Raw genomic sequence first — 12,233 nt, 5'->3', positions numbered from 1 at the left:
ATATGGCCGCCATCTATGCCATGGGCGACCTGCAGGGTTGCTATGCACCCTTTAGCGCTCTGCTGGAGCAAATTGGCTTTACACCGCAAACAGACCAGCTCTGGCTGGCGGGCGACCTCGTCAATCGGGGGCCGGACAGCCACGCCGTCATCAAGCGACTTTACACCTGGCGCGACCGCGTGCGGATCGTCCTCGGCAATCATGATTTCTACGCACTCGCGCGTTGGGCGGGCATCACTCCGGCAAAAAAAAGTGACACCCTCGCCCTCTTGCTAGCCGACCCCCAGGTAGACGAACGGATGGAATGGTTACGCAACAGCCCGTTGCTGCATACCGATCCGCAACTGGGGTGGACCATGGTCCACGCCGCCATCCATCCCGACTGGGACATGGCAACAGCGCGAGGCCATGCCGATGCCGTCGAAAATGCCTTGCATGGTCGTCACTGGCGGCGCTTCATGCGCTCCCTTTGGGCGGCGCCGGCACCCAACCGCTGGCAGGATTGCCGTAACGAGGATGAGGCACAGCGTTTCCGGGTCGCCGTATTCACTCGAGCCCGCTACGTGACCGCCAAAGGCTTTTTTAGCTGGCCCAACACGCCGCCCAAGGACGTTGCCCATGAGTTTGCGCCCTGGCACCAGCGGTTTTTTGAAAAGCAGACTTCTGGCGCCATCATCTGCGGTCACTGGGCCACCCAAGGTCTGCTGGTGCAGCCACGTTTGTTGGCGTTGGACAGCGGCTGCGTCTGGGGCCGCCAACTCAGTGCCGCACGCATCGATGGTACAGAACCCGTGATTTATCAGACACCCTGCCCGATGTTTGCGCAACCGGGTAACGGATAAAATTGGTATCCACCCTAGAAATACTCCGCCATACCTTCGGCTATGATGCCTTCCGGGCACCGCAGGAAGAGGTGATCCAGACCCTGATGGCGGCCAAGGATGCGCTGGTGCTCATGCCCACCGGAGGCGGCAAATCCTTATGCTATCAGATTCCCGCCATCGCCCGGGCAGGGGTCGGCGTGGTGGTTTCTCCGTTAATAGCACTCATGGAAGATCAGGTCGATGCCTTGCGCCAGGCAGGTGTAGCGGCTGCCGCCCTGAACTCCAGCGCCAGCCCCGCAAAAGCGCGCGCCACCGAAGAAGCACTGCTGCAAGGGGCCATTGATCTGCTCTATATCGCCCCGGAGCGCTTACTACAGGAGCGTACCCTCGCCCTGCTGCAAAGAAGCACCGTCAATCTTTTCGCCATCGATGAAGCCCACTGCGTCTCCCAGTGGGGCCACGACTTTCGCCCGGAATACCTGCAGCTCCGGGTGCTGCATGAGCGCTTTCCCCGGGTGCCGCGGATCGCCCTTACCGCTACCGCCGACTCGAAAACCCGCCAGGAAATCATCGAGCGACTGGCGTTGCAGAAGGCTGCCGTCTTTATCCGCTCCTTCGATCGCCCCAATATCCGTTACCACATCCACAGCGGCAGTCAGGGCGCACGCAACGCCTTGCTGCGCTTCATCCGCGACCGCCACGCGGGAGAGGCTGGCATCGTTTACTGCTTGTCCCGCAAACGCGTCGAAGAAGTGGCCGAATGGCTGCAAGGCGAGGGACTCGGCGCCCTGCCTTACCACGCCGGCCTGAGCGCCGACGAGCGGCGCCGCAACCAGCAACATTTTCAGCGGGATGAAGGGGTAATCATGGTAGCCACCATCGCCTTCGGTATGGGTATCGACAAGCCCAACGTCCGGTTCGTCGCCCATCTGAATCTGCCCAAGAGCATTGAGGCCTATTATCAGGAAACAGGCCGCGCCGGACGCGACGGACTGCCCGCCGAGGCCTGGATGCACTATGGCCTGCAGGACGTGGTGCAGTTACGGCAAATGATCCAGCAATCGGAAGCCGACCTGCCACGCAAACAGATGGAAGGACACAAACTGGACGCCATGCTCGCCCTTTGCGAAACCACCGACTGCCGACGTCAGACCCTGCTCGGCTACTTTAGCGAGCACCTCGCCCTGCCCTGTGGCAATTGCGATAATTGTCTGCAACCCCCTGCCACCTGGGACGCCACCGTCGCCGCCCAGAAAGCCCTTTCCGCCATCCATCGGACCGGTCAGCGCTTTGGAGTGCAATATCTGGTCGACGTGCTTCTGGCTCGCGAAAACCCGCGCATCCAGCAATGGGGCCATCACCAGTTGACCGTCTACGGCATTGGCAAAGAACTCTCCGCCAACGCCTGGCGAGCCCTTTTTCGCCATCTCTTATTGCGTGGACTGGTGGAAGTCGATGCCGAGGGTCACGGTGGCCTGCGCCTCAGCCCGAGCAGTCGCCCGCTCCTGCGCGGTGAGGAAAAGCTGACGCTGCGTCAGCATGAAAGCACAACACCCAAGCAGCGCGACAAGCGCCCGGAAGTCGCACTCCAGGATGCCGATCTTTGGGCAGCCTTGCGCCGTCATCGCCGCGAACTGGCCCTGGCACAGGGCGTGCCTCCTTACGTCATTTTCCACGACGCGACCCTCATGGAAATGCTGCAACGGCGTCCCCGCGACCTGGAGGGGTTAGCCACCATCCCCGGCATCGGCGAGCGCAAACTGGCAGCTTACGGGGAATCCTTCCTGAAGATACTGCATCAAGGTACGCGTCCATAAAGCGCCCCCGCAGGACCTGCATACAGACGACAGCTTGCCCTCCAGCCCGGCAAGTCTCATCATAGAGCGCTAGCCAAGGATCGTCCCATGAACGCACAGAGCTTCGCTGTCACCGTCGAAAATACACTCAATGATCTGCAGAATCGGATAGAAGTGAGCGCTCCCGAGGTAGAGAGCGATCTCGTGGACAGCGTACTCACTTTACTCCTGCCCGACGATAGTCAGATCATCATCAATCGCCAGGAAGCGGTGCAACAAGTCTGGCTGGCTTGCAGTGATGGTCCGGCGCGTTTCGCGCGGCAAGATGGCATATGGCGGAATAGCCAGACTGGAGAGTCCCTGGAGGACGCCGTCAGCCGCCTGCTGAGCCTACGTCTCGACCATCCCGTAGCATTGGATTGACAGCATGGCCTACTGGTTAATGAAGACCGAACCGGACGCCTTCTCCTTGCAGGACCTACAGCAGCGCGGGCAAGAACCCTGGGACGGCATCCGCAATTATCAGGCCCGTAATTTCCTGCGCAGCATGCAGATAGGTGACGGGGTCTTCATTTATCATTCGCGCGTGCCCGTCCCCGGCATCGTCGGGACCGCTGAAGTGGTCAGCACCGCACATCCAGACCCTACCCAGTTCGATCCGCAGAGCAACCATTACGACCCGGCGTCCAGTCCCCACCAACCGCGCTGGGACCTGGTAGATGTGGCTTACCGCCAGACTTTTGCGCATCACGTTACGCTGGACAGCCTGCGTACCATGCCGGAGTTTTCAGACAGCCCACTCATCCGCAAAGGTAATCGCCTGTCTATCTTGCCGATCACGGCCGGCCAGTGGCATCACGTCCTGCAGTGGGCCGGATAAACCGACGCGTGCCTGAAAACACGACCGGACCGACGCTCTACCACCGCTGGTCTTCCGTGGAGGGTCAGATGCTGCGCATGGCCCTTGGCGCCAAAGGCCTGCACTGGAACGATCATCCCTGCGCCCTGCGCGATCAGGAAACCGCTTTTGATCTGGGTTTTGCCGATCTGCCGGTGCTGGTTCATGCAGACGGTCAGGCACAGCAGGGGAAACTCGCTGAACTGGCCGCCCTGGATGCACGCTACCCGAACACCCCGGCGCTGCACACCAGCATTCCAGCATCCGAATGGGAAGCTTTTGTGCGGTGGCGTGCGGGGCTGACCGCGCTCGGTGACCGTCTTATTGCCCCAGCTCTGCCCGCCTATGAAGAAATCCGCAGCGATCCCGAAGATACGGCGTTTTACCGGCAGGAATGTGAACGCCGTTTTCAGCAGTCTATGGAATCCCTCGCCAACGATCGCTATGGCGCCTATCAGCAACTGGAAAACCGCGGACGTCTACGTGAACTCGGCAAAGTGCTCGCCAAACAGCGTTATTACACCGGCACCCTGTCGCTGATCGATATCGTTCTAACGGCCGACTTTCACCTGTTGCGCCTACTCGACGGCGTGACCATACCCATCGATTTGCAATATTATTTTCAACGTGTCGCCGAAGCGTGTGGTGTCTCCCTCAACGACGGCATGCCCCACTCTCTCTAAGCCCGGAGTCCACCATGACCTATCAAGAACTTGTACAATTTCTCAATCAGCATCTGGGATATCCCTTCCTCGAAGACATGACCCCGGAAGCCGCACTCCGTGCGGCACAGGAAGACAAACTCGACGACGCGCTGACCGCTGAAGTGCTCAACGCCCTCTATCAGGGCAACCAGTGCCAATCGGCCAACGACCCGGTGGATCGCGCCCACAGCTTTGATGGTCTTGCCCGTTTACGTCTGCGTACCCAGGCGGATGACGCGGATCCGCTCCTCTTCCGCAAAGTGCTCAAACTCTCACAGGAACTCGACAACGCATTTGATCAGGAATTGATTCGTCAGCGTAACGCCGCATTCAAGTGAAACGATGCAAAAGCCCGGCGACCGCCGCAAAGAACGCGATAGGTAAGACAGTAGCGGCTAAAGGGGGTATCCCGCCTGAGACACTGATATATCCCGACATCTCCGTAAGGAAATGAAATCCCAGCCCCAACACCAGCCCCGCCATAATCCGCGCGGCCAGCCCGCCGCCACGCGGATTACGCGTCACAAAAGGTACCGCCAACAAAATCATCACCAGGCCCACCCATGGATAACTCACCCTGCGCCAGAAGGCGAGGGCAACGCGGTTCATATTCAGCGCACCGCTCTGCAAATCCCGATAACTTTGCCACAGGGTCAGCAACGTCATGGTTCGCGTCGGATGCGCAAAGCTACGCAAGGTGTCCGGAAGAAGTGGTACTGACCAGGGCATCTCCGCAACGCGGGTCACCCGTATCTGATCAGGCGTAATGGCGAAAATCTGGACATTGCGCAAGCTCCAGTGCCCCGCTTTGAATGCCGCCGCGCTGGCCGTTGTCATGGCATCCACCCCCACCATACCCTGGTGTACCCAGGCGATATGCAGATTCTGCAAAATCTTCCCGCCATCACCCACGGCACCAATCTGGATAATCTGTGCACCATAGCGCAACCAGAGCCCCTGCATCCCCATATTGTGGAATCCTGCACTTGGCTCATCGGCATTGGCCCACATGGCCTCGGCAGCCGGTGAGGTGACTGGTATTACCCATTCCCCCAGAGCGAACATAAGGCCAGCACCCAACACTCCGACCAGTAACAGCGGCTGCTCCAGACGCCAGACCGACCACCCCAACATGCGTAAGGCGATCACCTCGGAATGTCCGCTCAGGATACTCATCCAGACCAGCGCACCGAGCAGTAACGCCAGGGGAATCAAATCATAAGCCACGTCTGGCAACTGCAAAGCGGTGTAGGAAAGCAGCCGCGTCATAGACCAGACTCCATGCCCCGGTCCAGAGGATTTGGCAACCAGTTGAGCGATGTAAACCAGCGCCAGAAGCATAATCAACACGAGGCTGCTATACAGCAGCATGCCACGAAACAGCAACCGGTCGGCGCGCTTCATGACGCGCGCGCCCCCGGCCAGACGGGTAAAATCGGCAGATCGCGACTACGCCTGAGAAAGGTGTACATGGCCACCACCAAAATCAGCAGGGGCACCCAAAATAATCCGGGGAAAATTGGCATCTCGCCGCTCATCATGTGCTCTTTGAGATAAATCACGATGTTATTGATGGCCAACAAAAACAGTATGCCTACCAGCATGCCTGCAGCCCGTCCACCGCCACGGGGCTCGCTATAGGCCAGCGGAATAGCCAGCAAAGCCAATAGCGGCAGCGCCAGCGGCCAGAGCAGGCGCCACTCCAACTCGGTTACCGCGAAGCGCATCTCGGGACCCCGCAGGTGACGTCCAAGCTGAGAGAGAGATGCGCTCCCCCAGCTGACACCACCCGGCTGGGCGGCACTCGTGACCGGGCTGCCCAGCAACACCCGATAGTGCGCGAAGGAAAGGACCTTGAACCCGTTTTGCCCTGGCCGTCCCAGATAGCGTTGGCCATCCACCAGCACCAGGGTCAGAACGCCATCCCGACCGGGTTTGATCTCCCCATAAGCCGCCGTCGCCAAGTCCAGTTGATCACCCTGGACAATAGACAAAAATATCTCACGGAAGCGGTGATTGTTTTTACCCACGGCCTGCCCCACATAAATAACCCGATCGCCGGGTAAATTCGTGAAACTGCCAGGCTGCAGCATGGCCTCGGCCGCGGCATTGGCCAGGCGCGCGGATTCGGACTGTAACTGACGCTGCGCACCGGGTGCCCAGGAAAGAGACAACATCAGTTCCAGACAAAAGACGCCTGCCGCCACTACCGCAACAGGCGGCAACAGTCCCGACAACCCGGTGCCGGTACTGCGAATGGCCACCATCTCATTGGAACGATAGAGGTTACTGAACACCAGATAAACCGCGAAGAAAAAGGCCAGCGGCAATACCATGACCAACAGCGTAGGCACCGCCAACCCCAGTAATTGCAGCACAATCGATAACGGCAACTGGCCAGAAGCGACTTGCTTCAACAACTGGGTCACCTGGCCGATAGCCAGGATGGCAAGCACCACCAGACAAGTCAGCAGAAAAGAGGTCGTAATATTCCGCACGAGCTGCATATGGATGCGTGTCAAGCGGACAACCCCTGAAGATTACTCGCAAGACTTGATTCCCGGTGCCATTGGGGCTTATTTTCCATCTCTTAACGTCATCTTGAATTCCTCGCCTACAGATTATCAGGAGAACCGCCGTGGAGATAGCCGTACAGTGCCGGAACCCAGTCACCGACAACAACGACTGTGTGGTCGTCGGGGTGTATGAAGGCGGCATACTGAACCCCGCCGCCATGCTGATTGATCTGACCAGTGGCGGCGCCCTCCAGGCCCTCCTCGATACCGGCGATTTCAGCGGAGCCTGTGGCGAAACACAGATGCTCTACCAGGTTCCGAAAATTGCCACTGCACGGGTGCTTGTCCTCGGCCTCGGTACCCACGGCAAAATCAAGGATAGTCAATTTCGCAAAGCCGCACTCGCTGCCGCAAGCGCTTTGCAAACTGCCCGCATCAGCCGCGTCAGCTTACATCTGCTGGATACCCCTGTGGTCCATCGCTCCGCATCGGCACTCGCTAAAATTCTGGTGCAGGCGATGGCCGAGGTCGAGTATCACTTTGACCAGCATAAAAAGCCCGCAGACAAGCCACAACGAGCCTTTGATACCCTGCAACTCATCGTTCCCGAAGACAACGTTACCGAACTGGCGGAAGTTCAAAGTGCCGCGGCGCAAGCCCACGCGACGGCCCGTGCCGTCGCGTGGGCCAAGGATCTAGCCAACGAACCGGGAAATGTTTGTACTCCTGCCTGGCTCGCCGAGCAAGCGGAGGCCATGGCCCAGCGCCTGGGCATCAAAAGCACCATCCTCGGTCCAGACGCCATGGAAGCCTTGGGAATGCATTTGCTCCTCGGCGTCGCCCACGGATCCCGGCAGCCACCCCGGCTGATCATTCTTGAATATTACGGCGGCGCCAAGGATCAGGCGCCTATCGTCCTGGTCGGCAAAGGTCTCACCTTTGATGCGGGCGGCATCTCCCTGAAACCCGCCGATAAAATGGATGAGATGAAATATGACATGTGCGGCGGAGCGTCAGCCCTGGCGGCTATTCAGGCGGCGGCGGAACTCAAACTCCCGCTGAACGTCATTACCGTGGTACCTGCTTCGGAGAATCTGCCCGACGGACAGGCGACCAAGCCCGGTGACATCCATAAGAGCATGAAAGGCCTGAGCGTGGAAATTATCAACACCGATGCCGAGGGACGGCTGATCCTCGCCGATGCCTTAACCTATGTTGAGCGTTTCAAACCGGACGTGGTGATCGACATGGCCACCCTTACCGGTGCCTGCGTCATCGCTCTGGGGCATCAAACCGCGGCCGTGCTCGGCAATCACGAAGGACTCGTCCATGCGCTAATCGCTGCCGGTAAAGAAAGTATGGATAGAGCCTGGGAGCTACCACTTTTCGACGAATACCAGGAGCAGTTGAAGAGCCCTTTTGCGGACCTCTCCAATGTCGGCGGTCGGCCCGCAGGAACCATCACTGCCGCCTGCTTTCTCTCGCGCTTCACCGAAAACTATCATTGGGCGCATCTCGATATCGCCGGGGTGGCGTGGAAGAGCGGTGAGAATAAAGGGGCGACGGGCCGTCCGGTGCCATTGTTGGTAGAGTATTTGCTGCGACGAGCGCGGCAGGTGGCCTGAGAGGAGCACCGTTTGCCCATCGCCTCGTTTTATGCATTGCCGCCGACGCTGCTCACCCCGCACGAGCAGCAACGCGGTATGTGCCGGGTGATTGCAAAAGTCTGGCAGGTCATGGGAGAAGCAGATATCCTGTGCCCGGACATGGAGACGGGGCAGATCATGGATGATCTTCTCTGGACCTTCCAGGCTGGCGCCTTTGTGCCTCATGTCCGGGGTGCAGGAGAATCAATACGCATCCATGATGGCGGCGTCTGGCCCCTGCAGAGCAAGGCGTTAGTGCTCTGCGGACTGGACGAATTGCCGACACCGGTCCCCGCATGCGAGCGGCTTATCGACTTTATCCCTGTCGCCGAGCAGACTCGCGACCTTGCCAGAGAACGCTACAAACGATTAAAGAATGCGGGATTCACCATGCAGGTGCATCCCCTGGAAGTCTGACTGGAGGCACACCCATGGCAAACATACCGAGACGTAAAGAACCCGTCCTTGAAGAGCAATTGGATGCCGGTGATGAAGCGCCTTTATTGCTCACCCATCTTTTGCGTGAGGGGCTGCCGCCACAACTTTGGCGGTATCTGGACGATGAAACACCGACGGCGCGCGTTGACTACGCACAGACAGACCCGAGCAGGCTGGCTACCGCAACGGTAGCGCCAAGCCCCACGGTCAACGAAGAGGTTGAAGAACATACGCCCACACCTGAGGTGGCAGCAATACAAGCGCGCGCCACGGATACGGTCGCGCCAGCGATTCCGACACCGCCCGCAGATCTCGACTTTCTCAAAAACTTCGAGTCATTGCTTTTCCAGGAAATTGAACGACGCATTATCAATGAGGTAGAAAACCTGGTGACACAGCATCTGCAAACCGCCTGGAAAGAGCAGGTCAACCTGACTATCATGCGAGCCCTTGCGCTGGAGGGCATCAAATTGCGTGAAAACCTGGCTGTAGACATTCGTAAATCGCTTCCGGAAATACTGCAGCGTGTCCTGCACGAAGGTCTGGATCAGATCAACGCCTCGGAAATTGAGTAATAACGCCCTATCATGACTGACACTCTGGACCGCCCCTTCGCCCCCGCCGAAATCGAAACTCAGTGCTACACGCGCTGGGAAGCCCATGGTCTGTTCCAGCCGGAAGGCGACGGCACACCCTACTGCATCATGCTGCCACCGCCCAACGTCACCGGCACCCTGCACATGGGGCACGCTTTCCAGGACACGCTCATGGATATCCTCACCCGCGTCCATCGGATGCGCGGCGAGCGCACCCTCTGGCAGCCGGGTACCGACCATGCGGGTATCGCCACCCAAATGCTGGTGGAACGACAACTGGTACAGGAAGGCGGTGACCGCCAGCAGATGGGCCGCGGTGCCTTTCTGGAGCGGGTCTGGCAATGGCGACACGAATCAGGCGGGCATATCACCCGGCAGATGCGGCGGCTGGGCACCTCCTGCGACTGGTCGCGGGAGCGTTTTACGCTGGATAGCAGCCTCTCCCATGCCGTCACCGAGGCCTTTGTCCGCCTGCATGACAAGGGCCTGATTTACCGCGGCAAGCGACTGGTGAACTGGGATCCGGTCCTGCGCACCGCAGTCTCTGATCTGGAAGTCATCAGTGAAGAAGAGCAAGGCTTCCTTTGGCACATCCGTTACCCCCTCAGCGACGGCAGTGGTTCCCTCGTGGTGGCCACCACCCGTCCGGAAACACTGCTGGGCGACGTGGCGGTGGCGGTGCACCCCGAAGATCCGCGCTATGCCGATCTCATTGGCAAGACGTTGCGGCTACCGGTCATGGGCCGCGAAATCCCCATCATCGGCGATGCTTATGTCGATCCGGAATTCGGTTCCGGCTGCGTGAAAATCACCCCGGCCCACGACTTCAACGATTATCAGGTGGGACAGCGACACGGCCTGGCCCTGCTCAATGTCTTTACCCCCGATGCCCGTATTCGCGATTCACTGGAGGTCTTTGGCGACAACATCATTGCCGGAAACATCCCCGAAGCCTTACGCGGCCTGGACCGCTATGCGGCCCGCAAGCAGATTCTCGCCCTGCTGGAGGCGGAGAATCTGCTGGAACGCACGGATGAGCACAAGCTGATGGTACCGCGCGGCGACCGCTCCCAGGCCGTCATCGAGCCTTACCTGACGGATCAATGGTATGTGAAGGTCGCGCCACTGGCCGAACCGGCCATCCGCGCGGTGGAAGAAGGTCGCATCCGCTTCGTGCCCGAAAACTGGAACAAAACTTACTTCGACTGGATGCATCGCATTGAAGACTGGTGCATCTCCCGCCAACTCTGGTGGGGACATCAGATTCCCGCCTGGTACGGTCCTGACGGCAAAATCTTTGTCGCCCGCCATGAAGAAGAAGCGCAAATGGAGGCCGCGCGCCATTACGGCATGCCGGTGGTCCTGGAACGCGATCCAGACGTGCTCGACACCTGGTTCAGTTCGGCGCTGTGGCCCTTCACCACCCTTGGCTGGCCGGAAAAAACACCGGACCTTGCCCAGTTCTACCCCACCAGTGTACTGGTCACCGGCTTCGACATCATTTTCTTCTGGGTGGCGCGGATGATCATGCTGGGTCTGTGCTTTATGGACGACGTGCCCTTCCATGAAGTCTATGTCCACGGCCTGGTGCGCGATGCCGAGGGCCAGAAGATGAGCAAGTCCAAGGGTAACGTCCTTGATCCCATCGACCTCATCGACGGCATCGGCCTGGAAGACCTCGTCGCCAAGCGCACGCGTGGCCTCATGCAGCCGCAGATGGCGGCCAAGATCGAAAAGGCGACCCGCAAGGAATTCGCCGATGGCATTCCGGCCTTTGGCACCGATGCTCTGCGCTTCACCTTTGCGGCCTTGGCCACCCAGGGGCGTGACATCAGGTTTGACCTGAAACGGGTGGAAGGGAATCGCAACTTCTGCAACAAGCTCTGGAACGCCTCGCGTTTTGCCCTGATGCAGATACAAAATCAGACCGATCTGGAAGGCGAGCGCGAATTATTGGCACCGGAACGCTGGATTATCGGCCGCCTGCAGCACTGCGAAGCGGCGGTTAACAGCGCCATCGACCAGTATCGCTTCGCTGATGCCGCCCATACGCTATACCAGTTTTTCTGGAATGACTACTGCGACTGGTATATCGAGCTGACCAAACCGATCCTGCGCGAAGGCAGCCCGTTTACCCTGGCGCAGCAGTGCGGCACCCGCAATACCCTGCTGCGGGTGCTGGAGGCTGGCCTGCGTCTGATGCACCCGGTGATGCCCTTCCTCACCGAGGAACTCTGGCAACGGATAGCCCCGATGATCGGCAAGGCGGGCGACAGCATTGCCCTCGCCGCCTATCCGGTGGCCGACCTCTCCCGTATCGACGTTCAGGCGGATGGCGATACGGAATGGCTGATTGCCGTCATCCGCGCCATCCGCTCGGTGCGTGGCGAGATGGATATCGCGCCCAGCAAAGCGCTGCCGTTGCTGCTGCAGGGAGGCAATGGCGGCGACCGCCAGCGTGCCGAACAATATGCGCCCTGGCTCTTCGCTCTCGGTCGCCTCGCCAGCCTGGAATGGCTGGACAGCGAAGCAGAAGCACCACCTGCCGCCCTGCAACTGGTCGGCGATCTACGCGTCCTCGTCCCCCTCGCGGGGGTCATTGACGTGGCTGCCGAACGTGCGCGTCTGGCCAAAGAGCGGCAGCGTCTGGAACAGGATCATGCCAAGGCCACGGCCAAGCTGGGCCAGGAAAGCTTCCGCAGCCGCGCGCCCGCCGAAATCGTCGCCATGGAGGAGGAGCGCCTGCACGAAATAGATGCCGCCCTGCTGCAACTCAGTGAACAGGCACAGCGACTGGAGCATTTGTGACCGGGTG

General features: G+C 59.6%; 12 protein-coding genes. 10 read left to right on the top strand and 2 right to left on the bottom strand.

All coding sequences use genetic code 11. The features are described 5' to 3' along the window. Window positions 1-2 precede the first annotated feature (2 nt). The 6 genes from PJU76_RS04335 to PJU76_RS04310 all read left to right on the top strand — a co-directional run bounded on the left by PJU76_RS04335 (window position 3) and on the right by PJU76_RS04310 (window position 4,560). Entirely contained in the window at window positions 3-842 is an 840-nt protein-coding gene (locus PJU76_RS04335) for a symmetrical bis(5'-nucleosyl)-tetraphosphatase (protein ID WP_271780632.1), read from the top strand. 2 nt (window positions 843-844) lie between these two features. Beyond that, on the top strand, window positions 845-2,641 hold the full coding sequence (recQ, locus tag PJU76_RS04330; protein WP_271780631.1) for a DNA helicase RecQ: 1,797 nt from the start codon (window positions 845-847) through the stop codon (window positions 2,639-2,641). 87 nt (window positions 2,642-2,728) lie between these two features. Next, complete coding sequence (cyaY, locus tag PJU76_RS04325; RefSeq protein WP_271780630.1) at window positions 2,729-3,043, top strand: iron donor protein CyaY; 315 nt, start codon at window positions 2,729-2,731, stop codon at window positions 3,041-3,043. 4 nt (window positions 3,044-3,047) lie between these two features. Further along, window positions 3,048-3,500 carry an EVE domain-containing protein gene (locus PJU76_RS04320; protein WP_271780629.1) on the top strand — a complete coding sequence of 151 codons (453 nt, stop codon included), beginning with the start codon at window positions 3,048-3,050 and terminating at the stop codon, window positions 3,498-3,500. A gap of 8 nt (window positions 3,501-3,508) precedes the next feature. After that, window positions 3,509-4,201, top strand: coding sequence for a glutathione S-transferase family protein (locus PJU76_RS04315; protein ID WP_271780628.1), 693 nt, complete (start codon window positions 3,509-3,511; stop codon window positions 4,199-4,201). 14 nt (window positions 4,202-4,215) lie between these two features. Then, window positions 4,216-4,560 (top strand): hypothetical protein, encoded by a 345-nt coding sequence (locus PJU76_RS04310; RefSeq protein ID WP_064219630.1) that lies wholly within the window; start codon window positions 4,216-4,218, stop codon window positions 4,558-4,560. Here the strand turns inward: PJU76_RS04310 and lptG are convergent. After that, on the bottom strand, window positions 4,553-5,626 hold the full coding sequence (gene lptG / locus PJU76_RS04305) for an LPS export ABC transporter permease LptG (RefSeq protein WP_271780627.1): 1,074 nt from the start codon (window positions 5,624-5,626) through the stop codon (window positions 4,553-4,555). The two genes, PJU76_RS04310 and lptG, sit on opposite strands and share 8 nt — an antisense overlap. Next, the gene (gene lptF, locus PJU76_RS04300; protein WP_271780626.1) at window positions 5,623-6,744 is read right to left on the bottom strand and encodes an LPS export ABC transporter permease LptF; all 1,122 of its coding nucleotides are present in this window, start codon (window positions 6,742-6,744) and stop codon (window positions 5,623-5,625) included. Before lptF ends, lptG begins: the two co-directional genes overlap by 4 nt. A gap of 116 nt (window positions 6,745-6,860) precedes the next feature. Here lptF and PJU76_RS04295 point away from each other — a divergent pair, with 116 nt between their 5' ends. From PJU76_RS04295 to PJU76_RS04280, 4 genes are read left to right on the top strand one after another with little or no spacing between them, the layout of a single operon-like run. After that, the gene (locus PJU76_RS04295; RefSeq protein WP_271780625.1) at window positions 6,861-8,363 is read left to right on the top strand and encodes a leucyl aminopeptidase; all 1,503 of its coding nucleotides are present in this window, start codon (window positions 6,861-6,863) and stop codon (window positions 8,361-8,363) included. A gap of 12 nt (window positions 8,364-8,375) precedes the next feature. Further along, a complete protein-coding gene (locus PJU76_RS04290) occupies window positions 8,376-8,801 on the top strand; it encodes a DNA polymerase III subunit chi (RefSeq protein ID WP_271780624.1) in 426 nt (141 codons plus the stop codon). Window positions 8,802-8,815: 14 nt separating this feature from the next. Further along, window positions 8,816-9,397: a hypothetical protein gene (locus PJU76_RS04285; protein ID WP_271780623.1), complete on the top strand. Its 582-nt coding sequence runs from the start codon at window positions 8,816-8,818 to the stop codon at window positions 9,395-9,397. A 12-nt stretch (window positions 9,398-9,409) separates the two neighbouring features. After that, window positions 9,410-12,226: a valine--tRNA ligase gene (locus tag PJU76_RS04280; RefSeq protein ID WP_271780622.1), complete on the top strand. Its 2,817-nt coding sequence runs from the start codon at window positions 9,410-9,412 to the stop codon at window positions 12,224-12,226. The last annotated feature ends 7 nt before the right edge of the window (window positions 12,227-12,233 follow it).

Source organism: Acidithiobacillus ferriphilus (genome assembly GCF_028215975.1).
GTDB classification, from domain to species: domain Bacteria; phylum Pseudomonadota; class Gammaproteobacteria; order Acidithiobacillales; family Acidithiobacillaceae; genus Acidithiobacillus; species Acidithiobacillus ferriphilus.
The sequence above is the reverse complement of the archived record's forward strand: the minus strand, read 5'-3'. Positions and strand labels throughout refer to the sequence as shown.

Bases quoted from the DNA above. Each gene is read 5' to 3' on its own strand.
- PJU76_RS04320 (WP_271780629.1), top strand. From the start codon at position 3,048: ATGGCCTACTGGTTAATGAAGACCGAACCGGACGCCTTCTCCTTGCAG.
- PJU76_RS04285 (WP_271780623.1), top strand. From the start codon at position 8,816: ATGGCAAACATACCGAGACGTAAAGAACCCGTCCTTGAAGAGCAATTG.
- PJU76_RS04310 (WP_064219630.1), top strand. From the start codon at position 4,216: ATGACCTATCAAGAACTTGTACAATTTCTCAATCAGCATCTGGGATAT.
- lptG (WP_271780627.1), bottom strand. From the start codon at position 5,626: ATGAAGCGCGCCGACCGGTTGCTGTTTCGTGGCATGCTGCTGTATAGC.
- PJU76_RS04335 (WP_271780632.1), top strand. From the start codon at position 3: ATGGCCGCCATCTATGCCATGGGCGACCTGCAGGGTTGCTATGCACCC.
- PJU76_RS04280 (WP_271780622.1), top strand. From the start codon at position 9,410: ATGACTGACACTCTGGACCGCCCCTTCGCCCCCGCCGAAATCGAAACT.
- cyaY (WP_271780630.1), top strand. From the start codon at position 2,729: ATGAACGCACAGAGCTTCGCTGTCACCGTCGAAAATACACTCAATGAT.